Genomic DNA, 17,219 nt, shown 5'->3' with positions numbered 1-17,219 from the left:
TTTTTTAATCCGCAAATGCGCCCTTATGAGCAAGACAAGCACAACCTAATTCCTGATATGCGCTATTTCTATAAGCGTGGAAACAGTGGGAATTAACTCCCTTGCACATATAATGGTTTTAATGTCTTTGGGCAAATTCCACCAATTGTTCCATTTCTATATTGCTTCCTGTAACGAACGTAAGTACCTTTTTTCCTTTCAGATCAGGTAAGAGATTATCACGGAAAGCAGTAATTCCAACTACAGCCGCTCCTTCTACTATATAGTGATACTCCTTTGCCATCCAGAGTGTACATCCCTTGTTACACTTTCTTCTACCAGAACAAAATCATCAACCATTTTTAAAACAAGATCCAAATTGCTTTGATTAATCCCTCCAGAAAGCCCCTCCGCATAAGATCTTTATATTCAACGGGGACCAATTTCTCTGCTTGATATGAATAATACCAAGGTGGGGAAGCATAAGTTTGTACGCCAATCACCTTCATGTCAGGATTCACGGTTTTTGCAGCTATGGCGACTCCACATAAAAGGCCACCGCCTGCCGGTACCACAACCGCATCAAAATCGGGTTCTTCGAGAAACGATTCAAGCGCTGCCGTCCCTTGCCCTGCAACTACACTTGGATCGTCAAATGAGTTCACATACATATAACCACTATCATCAGATAATTGATACGCATACCTCTCCGCTTCATCAAAATCCGTTCCGTAAACGACCAACTCTGCACCAAGACGTTCGACCCCTTTTTTTGGCTTCCGGTGTGTTTTTAGGCACAACGATTTTAGCAGATACATTCCGACCTATAATAATTATTTCAATCTCTGTTATTTACACAAAATGTTATTCCATTAAATGGCCTGACAATAGCAAATTGAGCGCTGTCTTTTGTTCCGGAATGGCGCCCTTCGTATTGCAGTATTAATGCTCTTACACTGTAGTAATAATCGGTCCTTCCTTCGTAATAATAATCGTATGTTCGTATTGAGCGACAAAGCTTTCATCGGTTAGAAAGGTCCATCCATCTTCGGATTGAAAAACTTCCTCTTCAGATGTAGAGATAAAAGGCTCAAACGCAATTACCATACCATCTTTTAAAATTTCGTCATCCCAGCGGGTGTAGTAATTAAAAATATGTTTTGGTTCTTCATGAATCGAACGCCCAACGCCATGTCCAGTAAGATTTTTTATGACTGTTAAGCCATGCCGTTTCGCTACATTGTGTACAGCTTTGCCCATCGCGTTTTTTTTCAATCCTGGTTTTGCCTTCTTAAGTCCAATATCGAACGCTTCTTTAGCAACGTCACATATTTTCTGTAAAGTTTTCTCCCCTTTCCCTACTACAAAGGAAATTCCGGTATCTGCGAAATATCCATTTTTTGAACCTGAAACATCGATATTTACAATGCCTCCTTCTTGAATAGTTCGTTTCCACTTTGGAATACCATGTGCCACTTCTTTATTTATGCTAATGCACGTATATCCGGGAAAATCGTATTCTCCTTTTGGAGCAGATTGAGCTCCTGCCTTTTCAAACATCTCTCTCGCAATTTCGTCAAGTGCTTTTGTTGTAATTCCAGGTTTCGTACAATGTACTAATTCATCTCGAATCGCGCCGCAAATTTCACCGATTACTTTTAATCCATAAAAATCCTTTTTAGTCTTTGCAACCATTGTATACCTCACTTCCAAAAGTATTTTATGTTTAGTATACCATTTAGTTTCCAACATAAAGTGGCGCCCTTTAACAGAAATAAGCTAATGGTGATTATAGCCAAGACATCGACCGATACGTAGCAATGATGACACCTGTATCCGTGGTTACTGACTCGATTAGATTTAGATGCGCAATCGAGTTGTTACTAGGAAACAAACGGCGCCCTTTACCAAGAACCAGCGGATGAATCATCAGTACGTACTCGTCAATTAAATCATGTTGCATTAATGACTGTACCAGCTTTCCGCTGTAAGATCACTATAGTCTTATTATAGTGTGCCTAATGTGATGGAAATGATCAACAATACAAACGCTGGTATGGTTTTACCAAGTGGATCCTTTACTCTGATATGAGCGATTATTGCAACCAACATGGTGACTGCAAACCATAACCCTGCTATGGTCACAACCCATGGAAGCCAAAAGCCAATAATCAGTCCTGCGACACCAACTAACTGTACCCAGCCTGTTACTACCCGGAACCATTGGGGAAATTTAAGGTTCTTAAATATATCAACCTGCAGCTCATGACCCATTATTTTCTGTATCCCAAGACTTAAAAATAATACAGCCAGAAAACCTTGTAACACAAATGAGATGATCAAAATAATCCCTCTATACAATTTGAGTAAATTATATCTCTCCGATTTTTTCCGCGGTCATAATGGAAAGTAAAATACTGAGAATTCCCAATACACACAGCACTGCAAGGACTAGATCAAGATTAAGGTTAAATATTGATGCGAGATTTGATTGCATCAGGACAATCGCACAAATCACAGTTGGGATTGTCGCTCTTTTCCAAATCCCTAAGTAAAAAAGGGGAATAAAACTAATCAAGGTAATAATTAATGAATGAAAAATCATCTGACTAAAAAACATGATTAGGTCTGAACGAGTTGGATTGCCATTTATAATCGGTTGCACTTGATCAATTACATAAGTTGCAACACCTGTTAACAAATAAGAAGCCATGGCAAGAAGAAATACGAACGTCGCAATAAATAGTATTTTTGCTCCAAATAGTTTTTGCCGGCTTATTGGATACCTAAAGGATAAAGAAATCGTTTTGTTTTTATATTCATCAATAAAAACTTGGTTAATCAATGAAGCTCCAAATAAGATAAACGCCACTTGAATTGCCGAGTTTAGCTCAATAACCGCAGCATAGCTCTTGCCAAAGTCACCACTAACACCTTCTATAAAAAACACAGGTAAAAACATTAAAATTAGTGGATAGACAACCACCTCACCTATTACTGATTTTTGTTTTAGTTTACTCCACTCCAATCGCATTAATTTAATCATTGACATCACCCCCATTAATTTGTTGATAAAAATAGTCTTCTAAGGTACTGGAATGTTTTCGTATTTCTTCAATTTCAATATTATGAAGAATAAGCGTTCTGGAAATGTCGCTTTGTGTATGAGTCATATCATAAATGCGAATTTTACAATCTTGAATGATTTTCATATTCGAAATATGGAGGTATTTTTCAAGTAAATAAACAGCACGCTTCGCATCCGTCACCACAAGCTCGATAAAATCGGATTGCTCCTTTCGAATATCTGCCATAGTGATCTCGTTTAATAAGTTTCCATGATGAATCACACCAACTCTGTCAACAACCTGTTCCAATTCTCCTAATATGTGACTTGAAAGAACAAAAGTCATCCCATATTCCTTATTGAGTATCTTAATTAAATGACGCACGTCTCTAATCCCAATCGGGTCCAGGCCGTTGGTCGGTTCATCTAAAATGATTAGTTCTGGTTTTGTTATGATCGCTCTCGCAATTCCGAGTCGTTGTTTCATGCCTAGCGAAAAATCCTTCACGATTTTGTCTTCAATTTCTTTTAAATTTACCAATTGCAACGCTTGTTTTATCTCTTGTTCGTCATAAAATCCTAAATACTCACAATGCAGTTCCAAGTTATCAAATGCAGTTAAATGTTCAAAAAAGACCGGGTATTCGATAATACTTCCAACTCTCGTCAGTACGGATCTTGTTTTTTCCGTAAGCTTCTTGTTAAATAGCAGAACCTCTCCTTTTGATGGCCCTGTAATCCCCGTAAGCATTTTCAAAATAGTTGTCTTTCCTGCGCCATTTTGACCTAGAAAGCCATAAATTTCTCCTTTTTTAATATGAATGTTAATATCAGACACAAGTTCCTTTCCTCTGACTTTTTTTGTTAAGTTAGTGGTTCGAATGATGTAATCCATAATTGAATCCCCTCTCAGTTACTATCAATATTATAATGATTGAAAATAACTTTTTTCTTTCTTATTCCTTACAAATTTCTTAAGTTTACATCGATTACTAAAAAGAGGCTGTTCTTGATGAACACCCCCTCTGGAAATTTCTAATATGTTATTCGATTAAAAATACAGGTAAATACGGTTTTTTCATACGGTTTGCTGCTTAATTTTATCTCACCTTTCATCGCTCCTGTTAAGCGCTTGGTAATGCTTAAACCAAGACCACTTCCTTGAAACTCAGGATTTCTGGCATCATCCAGCGTATATAACCTTTCAAATACACGATTAAAATCTACTTCAGCAATCCCTTTACCATAATCCCAAACATCAATGGCGATATTCTCGCCCTCCTCCCGAATGGTTAATCCAAATATACCACCGTCGCCCCCATAACGAATCGCATTTGAAATAAGATTGCTCAAAATCTGATTCAGCGCAATCTTATTACCCAGAATAAAGTAATCCTGTTCTGGAATATCAACCTCTACTTGAAGACCTTTTGATTGCGATAAATGATAAAACTCCAATACATTCTCCCGGCAAATTTCGTTGATTGATAACCGACTCATTGGAAAATCAATATCGCCTGACTCCAGTTTGGCAAGGTCAAAAAAGTGGTTCATTAAACTGATAACACTTAATGTTTTTTCATGCAGGCGAACCACAATCTCACGTTGCTCTTCTTTCGACATCTTGTCATCCTGTTTTAATTTTTCGACATATCCCAGAATAACAGTTAGAGGCGTTTTCATATCGTGCGACATATTGGAAAGCATTTTTGTCAAACTTTCCTTTGTTTTGACGGAACCAGCAATCACTTTTTGATTATAGTTTAAAAGACGATTCACTTGAATGAGCAGCTGCTGAACAGCATGTTGATTCGTATGCATGGACACTTTTTCAGTTGTTTCTTGCTCAATAATATGAGTTAATTTATCATGAATATCATAGAGTTGACGATTTGTTTTTCTCATTGAAAAGTATTGCCACGCAATAACGAACAACAGAATAATTATCATTGCTGTCAGTAAAAAATTCATAGCTTACTCCCCTAATTTATAGCCGATTCCCCAAACCGTTCGTATATACTGTGGGTTGGAAGGGTCCTTTTCAATCTTTTCGCGAAGCCTTCGAATATGGACATTTATAACATTTTCATTGCCAAAGTAATCATCATCCCATATCAACTGATATATTTGCTCCTTCGTAAAAACTCTGCTTTGATTCTGCATAAAAAGCTTTAAAATTTGAAATTCCTTCGAGGTTAGCTGTATACTTCTCTTGTTTACTTGTGCAGAAAAAGTATCTAAGTCCAGTGTCAGTGCTTTAAATTGAGTTATATTTGAAGGATCCTGTGATGGGGGAATATACTGTGTTGCTCTTCGAATAGCCGCATGAACCCTTGCTGTTAATTCCATAACGGAAAATGGTTTGCTTATGTAATCATCCGCACCAAAGCCGAGTCCTAACGATTTATCAAGATCACTTTCCTTTGCTGAGATAATCAATACCGGGACAAAGCTTGTTTCTCTAATTTTCTTCAAAAACTCGATGCCATTGAGCTTCGGAAGCATCAAATCAAGCAGCACTAAGTCAATTTTTGCATTTTCAAAGAGTTGGAGTGCTCCTTCACCATCAAAAGCAGTAAAAACTGTGTAACTTTCCTGTTTTAAATGACTTGTCACGAGTTCACTTATTTCCTTGTCATCCTCCACAATCAGTATCTTTTTTTGCATAATCAAACGTCCAATCCTTTGTAATGAAAATCTCAACCTTTTTCCAAGTATCTTGAAAACTACTATATAGTCAATACACTGGTCTGACAATGTCTCCTTGAATCGGTTCCTCTTCACTTATAAATTTTATACGAACCGAGTTCCCTTGGAAAAAATAAGGGGAATCCATTACTTGGAAGTGAATATGAGGTTCGCTGGAATTTCCCGAATTACCGCATAGTCCCAGCAATTCTCCTCTTTCTACATGGTCACCTGCCTTAACCGAGATTGAATTTTCTTTGAAATGGGCAAGCAAGCTATATTCCCCATTTTCGTGTTCTATAATCACGTGGTTTCCTAAGGGTTGTTTAGCATTCATTTCACCCGGAATATTATCTTTAATGTCTTCAACCACCTGTATTACTTTGCCACTTGAAGGAGCAACAACCTCTTCCCCAAAAGCATAGTAGTGTTTATTCTTTTTAGGGTTTCCATGATGAGTGCGGCCATTCTTCATCATCACCAAATCATAAGCATACCTTTGATTTTCTGATAAATAATGATAATTAATTAATTGATTTGTCCCTCCCCAGAAGACCATCCAATTTTCTTTGATAGGCATCGAATACTCGTTGTTTGTATAAATTTGGTCAGTCTCAGGAAAAGACAATAAGTGGACTAATTGAAGGGTTTGAATTGTACCGTGCTTATCAAAAACAACTTGAATTCCCTTTGTTTTCTGCTGTCCATTGACCCAAACAAACCGTTTCACATGTTTATCAATTGATAATCTGGTTTGTAATTTATAGCTTTTTACTCCTTGATTGAAAGAGTCTGCCAATCTTTCAAATTCGGCAAATGGAACGTTCTGACGAAATTTTTCACTCGTTTGCTGATAAATCCTAGAGAAATGCTCATGCAAAAAATATTCACCAAATTCCCCTGGTAAAATCCTGCCTTTTGTCTTGATGAATTTTTCCAGGCTTATTTTAATTCCCTCATTCTCTCCCCAATTGACAGACTGCCCAGATACTGCTGAAAAAGGAAGCAAAATAACGGCAATCAATACAATTAAGCTTCTTTTTACTTTCAAGTATAAACATCTCCCTTTATTATTAGATTTAAGCCTTTAACAGTATATACGAATTAGATTTGTAAAAAGTTCCTTTCAGTTTCGCCCCTATAATGTGTAGGTATTGCTCTGACCGGGGTTTACAAAGCTTACATGTATTTGTGGGAACAAGGATTATCTTAAAATCGATTCTTGCACATTCCTGCCTTTTTGGTTTAATAATAATCATTTCAAAAATCTGTTATTTGTATCTAGTCCTGTTCTATAGAACTAATAATGTCCTTTAGTTCTTTGAGGTTAGCTGGCTCACCATGTCCGTGGACATATACATCTGCTGCTTCTTGCTCTAATTTCTTTAGGATATCAAGATCATACGTATCCCCTTCTTTCCTTAGATGCAATGAAGGAGGGTAGAAGCAATCACCGACAAAAATCACATTGGATTCTAATTCCTTTACAAGAATAGAATCGTTAGCATGGCGACCGCCGATATAACTTAATTCCAGAGTCGTTTCTCCAAGATGAAGCGTGATTTCATTTTTAAAAGTAATATTGGGAAGAATGATTTTAAAGCTTTCCCAGTCCTGAATTAGCTCCATTTTTTTTCGATTACTACCTTCAAGTAAAGGTTCCCGTTCAATTTCCTTTTCCAAATACTTCTTATTCCATTTTATACCTGAGTAAGATTTTAGATGATTATAACAAAGTTCATGACTTATAAAGGTTCCATTAAAATAAGAGCTCCCAAATGTGTGATCCCAATGATGATGAGAATATATGATAAATTCTACCGGCGGTGCTCCGATTTTTTGTAATGATTGTTCAATATTCTTTGCATGCTTAGGACTGTTTCCACAATCAATTAAAATTGTACTTTTTTTAGTAGTTATAATTCCGATATTCGGTTGTATACTCTGTTCGGAATGGGGATATATCCAAACATTATTGGTCAATCGAACTAAATCATTCAATTCCATAATAGATTCCTCCAAAATAGAATTTAAAAAGAGTCACATTCATTTTCAGTGCCGTCTTATCCCAGTGTTCCGAAAACAATCCTCTTTAGTTAAAATCCACATAAATAGCCAAAGATTTTTTGCAATACAATGTATATAGTGAATAATTTATTTTGCATCAGAAGGTTTTGCCGGGCGAATGATTTTCGTTTCTCCGTTTTGTAAATTCAGTGTTCTTTCCATTTGCCATACTCCCATAAGACTAGGTTAATAATCCTTCTTGAATACGTCCCGTACCTGTAATGAACGAAAAATCCCATCCCGAAGAATCTTCATTTATGTCTTGAATCTCTTTTAAAAATTGACGATCTGTTTTCATAGTTACTCTACTCCATTTTCTATAATTGAAAAGGTCTTCGTGATACAATTAATCTCTGCCATCGCACCATACGGCAATACAAACTTTGGTTCCGTATGGCCGAAATTTAGGTTATAAAGAATCGGCAAATTTTCCAAATCGTATTCTTTCATAACCTGATAAATCACATCTTTATATTCTTTGTAATATGCCTCATCAAGTGGCTTAGCAAAAATAATCCCCTTCGCTTTTTGAAAAATGCCCTGTGCAGCATAATTCCTTAACCAGTATTTTATCATTTCTGGATCTGTCTTCTCCTCGGATGTTTCAAAGAAAAGAATGGCGTCATCCCAATATTTTTCACTTGGCCATATCTCAGTTCCCTTCACAAACTCCAGTACTTCAATACAACCGCCTAACAAGCGACCTTGTACAACATCTGACCCTTGCAGCACTTCATAACCTGAATTTTGTTGCATCGTACGCTGTCGGTCCTTGTTTACTTCATCCCATTCTATAAATTCACTTGTCCATTCTTTAGCTGGTTGAATTTCACCAATGATATCATTACAAAAGAGTGTTCGTTTTACCATTTCAACTGTATATGGAAGCATCTCAACGTTTTCAGCAAAATCTGTTAAAATCGCTGGACCATAAAAAGATGACAGACCTGCTTTATGGCAAAATAAATGGGATATTGTCACATCAGAAAATCCCATGAAAATTTTCGGATTTCCACGAATCACGTCAAAATCAATATATGGAAGTAAACGAATACTATCTTCTCCGCCAATATTCGTAATGATTCCTTTGATGCTCTCATCCTTAAACGCTGTCATCAAATCCTCCGCACGCAACTGGGGATTTTCATATAGATAATCTGATCCTTTCAAACTATTCGGCATCGGAACAACCTCGAGATCAAAAATAGTTTCCAATCTTTTCACGCCCTGCACATAACGCCATCTGAGACCGGGATCACCAGCCCCTCCCCAAGAAGGGCTTACGGTAGCAACCTTATCCCCACGCTGCAATTTTTTTGGTTTTGTCAGCAATTTAAAACCACCTCTCTATTCATATTCCAAGTACATCTTATTAACAAGCTTTTTTCTTACCTTGCTTATTCCGCAAACTAGCCAACATTCCAAAAATGACATGTCACTATCAAACTTTCATATCTCTAATTAATTGGAAAGCTTTCGGAGGCGGACCTTTTTCAAGTCGCTGATGAATTAAGTTGGCACATTCTTCAGCAGTCATTACTGAAGTATCGACTTCCAAGTCATAGATTCCAGGTACATGTACGTAATGCTGCCATCGTTTGACCGGTACTGGAATCAATCCGTTTTCGGTGTAACCAACTTTCCATGTATCTATCCGTCGTTTCATTATTTCCTCAATTGGGCAATGAATACCCACGAACAAAACTGGAAGCCCATTTAATATTCGTGCACAATTTGGTAGAATGCCCCGCGGAACAGAATATCCATCATGATGCCCAACATCCACTACCACATTTATCCCCACCCGACTATGTGCAGCAATTGATTCATACATAGCTCTATACATAAGCATAACTATCGGTTCAAGGTTCGGTCGTTCACCCCCTGGCCGTAACCCAATCCCAGGCTGATAGCGTTCAGGAGTCATTTTCATGAACTGATCAACCCCTATATTCATCCATACACCTTCAAATGTGTCTTGAATAATAGTGGCAATGCTAGATTTTCCTGATCTCGGAGTGCCGTTTAGAATTATAATCTGTCCAGGACTATCCATCGGTAACATGTAATATACTCCTTCTGTAATTTAATCCAACAGAGCCTTTTTCTTGACCAAAAAAATTAAAATAATAAAATCATTTATTTACCAGCCCTTTTTGTATCGATGCTTCTTCCTAATAGCGCTGCAGAGCTGTGTTACTCGTTTGGCTTGATTAAAATTGCTAATGTCCCCCATTTCTTTTCTTTTTCTGGAGTATATATTTCATATGTATGTTCGACCATTTCTTCAACAGTGTCACCAACTGCATCTAGTTCATTAGGAGAAATATCTTCGTACATTTCTTTGAATGAATTATAATTCCTTAAACCTGTAACTTTCACTGTTAGAATATCATTTTCGTCGGGAATTTTTATAAAGTCAATTTCATCTCCAATATTTAACTTTCTTCTTTTGTCATCGTTCAAACGTACTTCGACGGTTTTTCGGCCTGATTTAATTGAGTTAAATGGCGTTTCAAATAATCTCATCTTGTGCTTCATAATCTATTCCCCTTTACAATTTCTTTATAGAACCCCCATTACTATTTCAATAAATCACTAATTCGCCTACATATCAATAGCATCTACATTACTGTGAAGAAACATCAAGGGTAGAATTTTAAAAGACTCTGCATATGTACATTCTTCATCGGCTTTATCCGCTATTTGCATGGCTTTTTTTGTAAAGTAGTTAGTTACAAATGAAAGGTGTTCACCAGAAAACTGACTTTTATGTGCTTGAATTGCCTTAAGTTTGTCTTTCCAAAATCCATCCACATTAAAAAACGTATTTGGATGGTAGGTCATATAATATCCTATTGCTTGAACTCGATGCGGTTCCATCCCTTTTTTAAGTTGTTCTGGATAAAATCGAAAATTACCACTTGCTCGAGCCGCATAAGATACAACTTTCCCTGTAACAATGTGGTCAATATGTGTTTCATAATATAGCCAAGGATCAACGGTAAAAATAATATCAGGACGCACCTTCCGAATCACGCCCACTAACTTCTTCCGCAATTCTTCATGATCATATAGATGGCCATCGGAAAACTCCAACCAATGAAAGTCCCTCACACCTAGAATTGCTCCGGCTTCCTTCTGTTCTTTTTGCCGCATATCAATAAGCTCTTCATTTGACAGACGTTCATCGGTACTTCCAGAACCACCATCAGTTACCGTAAGATAGTGTACTTCCACCCCTTTATCTACTAGTTTTGCAATTGTAGCACCCGCGCCAATATCATTGTCATCGGGGTGCGGTTGAATAAATAGCGCCCGTTTCATATCAAACGGATTTGGAATCTTGAATGGTATCATTATTTTCATCTCACTTTAGCAATTATAGATTTAATATGATATTTCAAGTAAAGGACAATAATTCTTATCAGAAGTAAGAGCTCCCCTAATTTCGCCCTATTGGTTAATAAATGCATCAAAGTGAGCAATACTGTATGTTGTCCAAGGAAACGTACCACGTGAAGTATGTAATAATTGTCTGGTCCAATTGCTCATAAAAAATTCCTTTCAGCATAACAATTTAGCCTTAAGTTTATTCTTATGTTAGCATAAATCCAAAACATTCTGAAACGGGGGCTAAAAAAAAAGAAACCAACCAAAATGACGAGCTTTTTGTAGATCTTGCACCCAGTTTGGAAGGACGAACTATTCGATTAGAGCACCAATTTGTATTGCTTAACAAGAAACTAATGATCAAACCAAGCGCCCTAATAAAACAACAATGGCTCATATCTCAATCCTTAATCCATTGTTTTGGCAGCTTATTCTTTCCTAGTTTTAGCGCAACGAAACAAAGGTATTTCCCTTCCTTTATTCCATTAAATGTCGAATTGTCATAATCCAGATCGTCAAAATAATTTTATCAAACTATTATTAAAATTATCAAACTTTATTGCAAAGTCACAGCTGCACTACGAGTGGTACAGAACCCCGTTATTGCACCAGTGGCTGCCTCGCCGGCATTTATAAGGTGTCACCCTTAATGATTTCATTCAAAAGGACGCACTTATTTGATAAGCGCGCCCACTGTAAGTACAAATGTTAAAAAATCACTTCATATATTTTGCAACTAAGCCATAGCACCTTTCTCTTGTAAGGGTCGTTTGTGCGGCCACATATTCCAATGATTCCATTGATCCACCTTTATATTTTTGCGATGCTTTTTTAGCAGCTTCATCCCTGTGTTTTATCCAGTTCCGTTGTTCTACCCTTAATTTATCCATCTGTTCTTTATCGAGGTATTCCTTTAGAGCATCGTAAATTTCATTCAATTCTACATCCCAAATTTTATATATGTATACCTCCTCTTCCTTCATATCTAATGTTGTTGTGGCTTCCGAATTTTTTCGTAAGTCTTCCATCTCTTTTTCGATATCTTTAAGTTTCTTGAGGTATTCTTCCTGGGAATACCCAGCAATTTCACTGTTGCTACCATGAGACTTCAATTGATATGGTTCGTATGTACCGTTTTGATAAACTTTGTAGTAACCTAAATTTCCAGTTTTTCCAGATACACGCAAAGGTATATTGACCAGTTGAATTGTATAATATGAGCCGATATTATCTGTTTCAAGTTTTCCATCGGTACCAAACGAAACATCATCGTTTGATCCCTCTTTTAGTTGTTGCTTTAAGTATTGGACAGCTTCTTCTCCGCCCACAATTTGAATATTTTCCCCGGATTCAGATGGATTTTTATCATTTTTCTCTGTAACGACTTGACCTTGTTCTTTGCTTTCGTTCGCTTCACTAATTTCTATGTTCTTGGATTCACTTTTTATTCCTGCATCACTGCTTATTGTTGTGGTTTGCTTATCGGTTGATTCACAAGCAGCCAATATAACTAATATTGCTATTACCATTAAAACGTTCCGGTTATTTTTCATAAAATACTTCCTTTTTCTTTTGTAACCCAATTTTTAAATCTTTCTGGAATGTCTTAATTTAATATACATTGGATTCTCTTTTGGTGCTTTTTCATATTTAAATATGAGCCCTTTTGCTTCATAAAAAGGAATTCCTTTCATATTTCCTTTTTGAACAGATACCCACTGCTCCTTAGCCCTATATTCCAGTTTTTGTTGTTTCGTAACAGCATCTAGTAATTTGGAGCCGATTCCCTCATTTCTTCTTGCAGGGTCAATGTATATAACGAATAATTCTCCGACTTCTTCATCTATCATCCCTCCGCCCGCTGCACCAATTACTTCTCCGTTCTCAACAGCTACAAAATATCCACCCCAATCACGATTTGATTCAGTTACTTCGCTTAATATCCTTTCGTGATTATAAAATTCGCTAATAACCCTTTCAATCCAATCTTTCCGGTGAGTTTCACCATATGTCGCCCAATAACCCCGAATACATATATTTGAAATTCCTTTAACGTGGCTTTCATTAGCCTTCATAATTTGTGTCAGATAGAACTTCTCCTTTCATCATCTTTATAGACCCTTTCTCCTTATCTACATGAAAATGCTCCACCACAAGCAAACAGATTTTTCCATCTCACTTATAGGGGAGCATATCACAACCGGGGCATCTTTTCACCCATTTTCTATCTTACTTTCTTATATTCATTTTTTTGGCTTTACTTGTTACTACTCTTTGCTTTGTTCAACACGTTTTCTTTAAACTCTGGATTGTTTTCAAGAAATTTCTTCGCTGCTTCTTCGTTTGACATTCCAGACTGAATATTGAGCATGATATCCTGATTTTGTTTTTTCGTCAGGCTAAATGCTTTAATAATTTTATAGGCTAGTGGCGAATCCTCTTTAAACCCTTTTCGGGACGCCGAGTAAACATTATCCGGATCACCATATTTATTTTTCGGATCCTTTAATATCTTTAAATCAAATTTATTGAATGTCCAATGTGGTGTCCAAAGTGTTACTACAATGGGTTCTTTCTTATCAATAGCCCTCGTTAGTGCTGCCGCCATTGTAGGGCCTGAGCTTGATTGAAGCTCCCAGTTTTCATCCAGACCATAGGCAGGCATCACTTCTCCTTTTGTCAGTTTCATCTCACCCGCACCAGGACTGATACCGGTGATTGTCCAGTCCAATTTCTCACCAATATTGTTCTTATTATTAGCCAGGTCTTCTATGGAGTCAATTTCTTCCATATAGGATGGTACAGTTAGTCCAAGTTCCACCTTTTCTGTAACCATACTTATTTTTTCAAGGCTATCCTTATATTTTTCCCAATAACTTTTATGGGTGGTTGGCAGCCATAATCCAACTGAAGCATCAGATGATCCGTCTGCAAGACCCGAAAACTCAATACCTACATCTGTCTGAGTGATCGTAACGCTATAACCAGCTTCTTCCAGTATTAGTTTCACCACATTTGTTGCGCCAATATTAGAAAGGTATGTATCTGTCGCCAATTCCACCTGTTCCTCACCAAGACTATTAGCGCCATTATTGGCACTATCATCGTTAGTTGAACTTTCGCTGTTGCCACATGCTGTCAACGCAATCATCATTAAAATAAAAATAACGCTTACAAAGCTAAATTTTTTCCACATAATGTATTAAATAGACCCTCCATTTATTTATTTAATATTAGTATCATAAAACAACCAATAATTAAATACAACCCAAGGCAAAGGAACTAGGGTTAAAATCTCTTCCCTTATTCAAATTATGGTGTCCCAATGACAGCGGAACCATTCTTTGTACAGTGATGGAGGTCCAATCGTATTTAAAAATAGACCGGGCAGGTGCCCGGTCTATTTTCACCATTATTATGAAGGGAGCCCCATGATTGCTTTAGGCTCAAGATATTCCTCAATACCAAAGTCGCCCCATTCGCGTCCAATGCCGGATTGTTTAAATCCACCAAACGGTGCGGAGAAATCGGTTGGGGCAGAATTCACCCTAATCTGACCTGCGCGGATGCCAGATGCCGCTTTTTGTAATGTTTCAGGATCCTCCCCAACTACATAACCCGCTAGACCATAGACGGTATCGTTTGCGATTTCGATCGCTTCATCCAAGGTGTCGTACGGGATAATGGTGGTTACCGGCCCAAAAATTTCTTCCTGGGCGATTGTCATCTCATTGCTGACATCTGTAAATACAGTTGGTTTTGCAAAATATCCTTGATTAAGCCCCTGAGGCTTGCCTGTACCGCCGATGAGTACTTTTGCTCCTTCATCCACGCCTTTTTGGATGTAACCCTGGACACGATCCCATTGTTTTTGCGAAACAAGCGGACCAATCCTGTTTTCTTGCTTAGGATCACCGACAGTCAATTTATCCACAGCCGCCTTGACTTCTTGTTCGAATTGCGGTTTCATTGTCTTTGGAACAAGTACGCGGGTGGCTGCAGTACAAACCTGACCAGTATTATTCGAGATATTTGCAACAGCAATTTTAGCCGCTTTATGAACATCGGCATCATCCAGCACAATCATTGGGGATTTGCCACCCAATTCAAGTGCAACTTTCTTTATATTTTTTGCCGCATTCTCCATCACTTTACGTCCAGCGACACCGGAGCCTGTATAAGAGACAAAATCAATATCCGGATGGGAACTGATAGCATTGCCAACTCCTTCACCAGTACCATTAACAAGGTTGAACACCCCTTTTGGAAGACCTGCCGCTTCAAAAATATCTGCAAGAATCATTGCCGCATAAGGAGTGATTTCCGCTGGCTTCAAGATAACGGTACTGCCTGCAGCAAACGCACTTGCAATCTTGGTCGAGGTCTGATTAGTTGGAAAATTCCACGGAGTAATCAACCCGCTGACACCAATCGATTCTTTGACAATCGTCGATTTATCGCGTTTTTCAGTAAACGAAAAATTTCGAAGTTCTTCAGCCGCTTGTTTAAAATGAGAATAACCCATCATATAATGTACCTTTTCCGAAAGTTTGAGTGGTGCACCCAACTCCTCTGTGATAACTTCCACCAAATCATCTTTGCGTTTTTCGTATTCGTTTGCAATATTCTCTAACAATTCGATCCGATATTCTTTCGATGTTTGTGAAAAAAATGGAAAGGCTTCTCTCGCTGCCCTGACAGCCCGGTCCAAATCCTCCTGTGTTCCCAAGCTGATATGACCCATAACTTCTTCTGTCGCCGGATTGATCACCTCCATTGTCTCTGAACCTGTGGATTCAACCCATTCCCCATTAATATAGTGCTTGAGATAATCACGCATCGCACATTGCTCCTTTTTAAATATTTCTATCTACCTTAATACCCGATACTTCGGTTTAAAAAACACAAAAGCTTCAGATATTGTTTACAAAAAAGTGCTTAAAATACTTCCACATGCAAGTCCATTGGAAGAATGATTCAGGTGGCTCTAATGAAATAAATTTATTCAAGTTCACTTGTATATTTTTCTGGTAATAACCCCATCACATTACACTTTACCAATTCACCATTATAAGTAATGATTACATCTGTGTCTTTACCATAATCGCTTATTAACTCCCGACACATTCCACACGGAGCAACTACCCAGCATTTTTCCATATTTTCGTGTGGATGGGGATGAGCGACCGCTACAATCGTATCAAATTCATGATCCCCTTCCGAAATTGATTTTCCAATTGCCATTGCTTCCCCACATACCGTTATTCTGCCGACATTTGCCTCAACGTGTACAGCTGCATAAACTTTCCCTGATGCTGTTCTCACTGCTGAACCAATATGGTGCCGCCCATACCTATAATTCTTCTCAATTACTTTTTCTGCCTCCTGAATCAATTCAAAGTCCTGGTTTTCTAAAGACCGTACCTTTAACATATTTCCCACCACCCTAACATTCTATCTTTTTCTATTCATAGATACCGCTGAATAGGACGCCCCGCATAAGAAACCTTCCAGGGTTACAATAATCCATATTCCAACTGGACACGCTACATGCACCTTACTTTATATACGAATCAAAAAGAGAATGGTTCCTATAATATAGAAATCCCTGTAATTTCACAAAAACAGCACCCAGGTCATTTTTTATCCTTCTTATCTGTATTTGCATCTCCCAGTTCAAGCCAGGAAAGCATTTCATGTATAACAGTATTGATTTTATGATTGACTTCCTCTTCCCCAAATTTTTCTTTTGCCTTTTTAATCTGATTAATAACCTCATCGTCGAAATCAATAACCTCATAATCATTTTCCATTTCATTAAATAAATCAATCATGGCATTATTACCTTGCTGTATATAATCTATTGCATCACTGTATTTTTTGTAATCATCTTCATTTGCCTTCATTTTTATCACCTTATCATTAGAGTAACCAATAAAAACAATTTTGATTAAAAAGGTTTTCTTCTTTATGTATAATCATAAATTCGCTACAAATTGCCCATTGTGCATTAATGCCTAATTTG

At 37.5% G+C, this 17,219-nt stretch carries 21 protein-coding genes; all 21 read right to left on the bottom strand.

Going from position 1 to position 17,219, the window contains the following annotated elements; all coding sequences use genetic code 11:
* Window positions 1-118: 118 nt before the first annotated feature.
* The 21 genes from B1K71_RS19905 to B1K71_RS09650 all read right to left on the bottom strand — a co-directional run bounded on the left by B1K71_RS19905 (window position 119) and on the right by B1K71_RS09650 (window position 17,100).
* Entirely contained in the window at window positions 119-283 is a 165-nt protein-coding gene (locus tag B1K71_RS19905; protein ID WP_175631884.1) for a hypothetical protein, read from the bottom strand.
* Window positions 284-341: 58 nt separating this feature from the next.
* Window positions 342-797 (bottom strand): pyridoxal-phosphate dependent enzyme, encoded by a 456-nt coding sequence (locus B1K71_RS09745; RefSeq protein WP_077326381.1) that lies wholly within the window; start codon window positions 795-797, stop codon window positions 342-344.
* Window positions 798-930: 133 nt separating this feature from the next.
* Complete coding sequence (gene map, locus B1K71_RS09740; protein WP_077326379.1) at window positions 931-1,674, bottom strand: type I methionyl aminopeptidase; 744 nt, start codon at window positions 1,672-1,674, stop codon at window positions 931-933.
* A 94-nt stretch (window positions 1,675-1,768) separates the two neighbouring features.
* Window positions 1,769-1,909: a dihydrofolate reductase family protein gene (locus B1K71_RS20405; RefSeq protein ID WP_428848869.1), complete on the bottom strand. Its 141-nt coding sequence runs from the start codon at window positions 1,907-1,909 to the stop codon at window positions 1,769-1,771.
* Between the two features lie 77 nt (window positions 1,910-1,986).
* On the bottom strand, window positions 1,987-2,322 hold the full coding sequence (locus tag B1K71_RS09730) for a DoxX family protein (RefSeq protein ID WP_245799227.1): 336 nt from the start codon (window positions 2,320-2,322) through the stop codon (window positions 1,987-1,989).
* 28 nt (window positions 2,323-2,350) lie between these two features.
* Window positions 2,351-3,025: an ABC transporter permease gene (locus B1K71_RS09725; protein WP_077326373.1), complete on the bottom strand. Its 675-nt coding sequence runs from the start codon at window positions 3,023-3,025 to the stop codon at window positions 2,351-2,353.
* The gene (locus tag B1K71_RS09720) at window positions 3,018-3,941 is read right to left on the bottom strand and encodes an ATP-binding cassette domain-containing protein (protein WP_077326371.1); all 924 of its coding nucleotides are present in this window, start codon (window positions 3,939-3,941) and stop codon (window positions 3,018-3,020) included. The genes B1K71_RS09725 and B1K71_RS09720 overlap by 8 nt, the downstream gene beginning before the upstream one ends.
* A gap of 140 nt (window positions 3,942-4,081) precedes the next feature.
* Window positions 4,082-5,017 carry a sensor histidine kinase gene (locus B1K71_RS09715; protein WP_077326369.1) on the bottom strand — a complete coding sequence of 312 codons (936 nt, stop codon included), beginning with the start codon at window positions 5,015-5,017 and terminating at the stop codon, window positions 4,082-4,084.
* A 3-nt stretch (window positions 5,018-5,020) separates the two neighbouring features.
* The gene (locus B1K71_RS09710; protein WP_077326367.1) at window positions 5,021-5,713 is read right to left on the bottom strand and encodes a response regulator transcription factor; all 693 of its coding nucleotides are present in this window, start codon (window positions 5,711-5,713) and stop codon (window positions 5,021-5,023) included.
* 70 nt (window positions 5,714-5,783) lie between these two features.
* Window positions 5,784-6,785, bottom strand: a complete 1,002-nt coding sequence (locus tag B1K71_RS09705) for a M23 family metallopeptidase (protein WP_245799226.1) — start codon at window positions 6,783-6,785, stop codon at window positions 5,784-5,786.
* 230 nt (window positions 6,786-7,015) lie between these two features.
* On the bottom strand, window positions 7,016-7,741 hold the full coding sequence (locus tag B1K71_RS09700; RefSeq protein ID WP_077326366.1) for an MBL fold metallo-hydrolase: 726 nt from the start codon (window positions 7,739-7,741) through the stop codon (window positions 7,016-7,018).
* A 360-nt stretch (window positions 7,742-8,101) separates the two neighbouring features.
* The gene (locus B1K71_RS09695) at window positions 8,102-9,133 is read right to left on the bottom strand and encodes a S66 family peptidase (RefSeq protein WP_077326364.1); all 1,032 of its coding nucleotides are present in this window, start codon (window positions 9,131-9,133) and stop codon (window positions 8,102-8,104) included.
* A 109-nt stretch (window positions 9,134-9,242) separates the two neighbouring features.
* Entirely contained in the window at window positions 9,243-9,866 is a 624-nt protein-coding gene (locus B1K71_RS09690) for a chloramphenicol phosphotransferase CPT family protein (RefSeq protein ID WP_077326362.1), read from the bottom strand.
* 131 nt (window positions 9,867-9,997) lie between these two features.
* Window positions 9,998-10,342, bottom strand: coding sequence for an ASCH domain-containing protein (locus B1K71_RS09685; RefSeq protein WP_077326360.1), 345 nt, complete (start codon window positions 10,340-10,342; stop codon window positions 9,998-10,000).
* A 66-nt stretch (window positions 10,343-10,408) separates the two neighbouring features.
* Entirely contained in the window at window positions 10,409-11,161 is a 753-nt protein-coding gene (locus B1K71_RS09680) for a PIG-L deacetylase family protein (RefSeq protein WP_175631883.1), read from the bottom strand.
* 749 nt (window positions 11,162-11,910) lie between these two features.
* Window positions 11,911-12,747 (bottom strand): lysozyme inhibitor LprI family protein, encoded by an 837-nt coding sequence (locus B1K71_RS20150; protein WP_245799224.1) that lies wholly within the window; start codon window positions 12,745-12,747, stop codon window positions 11,911-11,913.
* Between the two features lie 33 nt (window positions 12,748-12,780).
* Window positions 12,781-13,269, bottom strand: a complete 489-nt coding sequence (locus tag B1K71_RS09670; protein ID WP_342742122.1) for a GNAT family N-acetyltransferase — start codon at window positions 13,267-13,269, stop codon at window positions 12,781-12,783.
* A gap of 182 nt (window positions 13,270-13,451) precedes the next feature.
* Window positions 13,452-14,390 (bottom strand): glycine betaine ABC transporter substrate-binding protein, encoded by a 939-nt coding sequence (locus tag B1K71_RS09665; RefSeq protein ID WP_077326354.1) that lies wholly within the window; start codon window positions 14,388-14,390, stop codon window positions 13,452-13,454.
* Between the two features lie 219 nt (window positions 14,391-14,609).
* On the bottom strand, window positions 14,610-16,034 hold the full coding sequence (locus B1K71_RS09660) for an aldehyde dehydrogenase family protein (protein ID WP_077326352.1): 1,425 nt from the start codon (window positions 16,032-16,034) through the stop codon (window positions 14,610-14,612).
* A 161-nt stretch (window positions 16,035-16,195) separates the two neighbouring features.
* Entirely contained in the window at window positions 16,196-16,627 is a 432-nt protein-coding gene (locus tag B1K71_RS09655; protein ID WP_077326350.1) for a cytidine deaminase, read from the bottom strand.
* Between the two features lie 203 nt (window positions 16,628-16,830).
* Window positions 16,831-17,100, bottom strand: coding sequence for a hypothetical protein (locus B1K71_RS09650; RefSeq protein ID WP_077326348.1), 270 nt, complete (start codon window positions 17,098-17,100; stop codon window positions 16,831-16,833).
* Window positions 17,101-17,219 lie beyond the last annotated feature (119 nt).

This window comes from Virgibacillus siamensis (genome assembly GCF_900162695.1).
Taxonomy (GTDB): Bacteria; Bacillota; Bacilli; order Bacillales; family Amphibacillaceae; genus Lentibacillus; species Lentibacillus siamensis_A.
The sequence above is the reverse complement of the archived record's forward strand: the minus strand, read 5'-3'. Positions and strand labels throughout refer to the sequence as shown.

What these genes read in the sequence shown, in the direction of transcription:
- B1K71_RS19905 (WP_175631884.1), bottom strand. Translation starts at nt 283, where the DNA reads ATGGCAAAGGAGTATCACTATATAGTAGAAGGAGCGGCTGTAGTTGGA.
- B1K71_RS09745 (WP_077326381.1), bottom strand. Translation starts at nt 797, where the DNA reads ATGTATCTGCTAAAATCGTTGTGCCTAAAAACACACCGGAAGCCAAAA.
- map (WP_077326379.1), bottom strand. Translation starts at nt 1,674, where the DNA reads ATGGTTGCAAAGACTAAAAAGGATTTTTATGGATTAAAAGTAATCGGT.
- B1K71_RS20405 (WP_428848869.1), bottom strand. Translation starts at nt 1,909, where the DNA reads ATGATTCATCCGCTGGTTCTTGGTAAAGGGCGCCGTTTGTTTCCTAGT.
- B1K71_RS09725 (WP_077326373.1), bottom strand. Translation starts at nt 3,025, where the DNA reads ATGATTAAATTAATGCGATTGGAGTGGAGTAAACTAAAACAAAAATCA.
- B1K71_RS09720 (WP_077326371.1), bottom strand. Translation starts at nt 3,941, where the DNA reads ATGGATTACATCATTCGAACCACTAACTTAACAAAAAAAGTCAGAGGA.
- B1K71_RS09715 (WP_077326369.1), bottom strand. Translation starts at nt 5,017, where the DNA reads ATGAATTTTTTACTGACAGCAATGATAATTATTCTGTTGTTCGTTATT.
- B1K71_RS09710 (WP_077326367.1), bottom strand. Translation starts at nt 5,713, where the DNA reads ATGCAAAAAAAGATACTGATTGTGGAGGATGACAAGGAAATAAGTGAA.
- B1K71_RS09700 (WP_077326366.1), bottom strand. Translation starts at nt 7,741, where the DNA reads ATGGAATTGAATGATTTAGTTCGATTGACCAATAATGTTTGGATATAT.
- B1K71_RS09690 (WP_077326362.1), bottom strand. Translation starts at nt 9,866, where the DNA reads ATGTTACCGATGGATAGTCCTGGACAGATTATAATTCTAAACGGCACT.
- B1K71_RS09685 (WP_077326360.1), bottom strand. Translation starts at nt 10,342, where the DNA reads ATGAAGCACAAGATGAGATTATTTGAAACGCCATTTAACTCAATTAAA.
- B1K71_RS09680 (WP_175631883.1), bottom strand. Translation starts at nt 11,161, where the DNA reads ATGATACCATTCAAGATTCCAAATCCGTTTGATATGAAACGGGCGCTA.
- B1K71_RS20150 (WP_245799224.1), bottom strand. Translation starts at nt 12,747, where the DNA reads ATGAAAAATAACCGGAACGTTTTAATGGTAATAGCAATATTAGTTATA.
- B1K71_RS09670 (WP_342742122.1), bottom strand. Translation starts at nt 13,269, where the DNA reads ATGAAGGCTAATGAAAGCCACGTTAAAGGAATTTCAAATATATGTATT.
- B1K71_RS09665 (WP_077326354.1), bottom strand. Translation starts at nt 14,390, where the DNA reads ATGTGGAAAAAATTTAGCTTTGTAAGCGTTATTTTTATTTTAATGATG.
- B1K71_RS09660 (WP_077326352.1), bottom strand. Translation starts at nt 16,034, where the DNA reads ATGCGTGATTATCTCAAGCACTATATTAATGGGGAATGGGTTGAATCC.
- B1K71_RS09655 (WP_077326350.1), bottom strand. Translation starts at nt 16,627, where the DNA reads ATGTTAAAGGTACGGTCTTTAGAAAACCAGGACTTTGAATTGATTCAG.
- B1K71_RS09650 (WP_077326348.1), bottom strand. Translation starts at nt 17,100, where the DNA reads ATGAAGGCAAATGAAGATGATTACAAAAAATACAGTGATGCAATAGAT.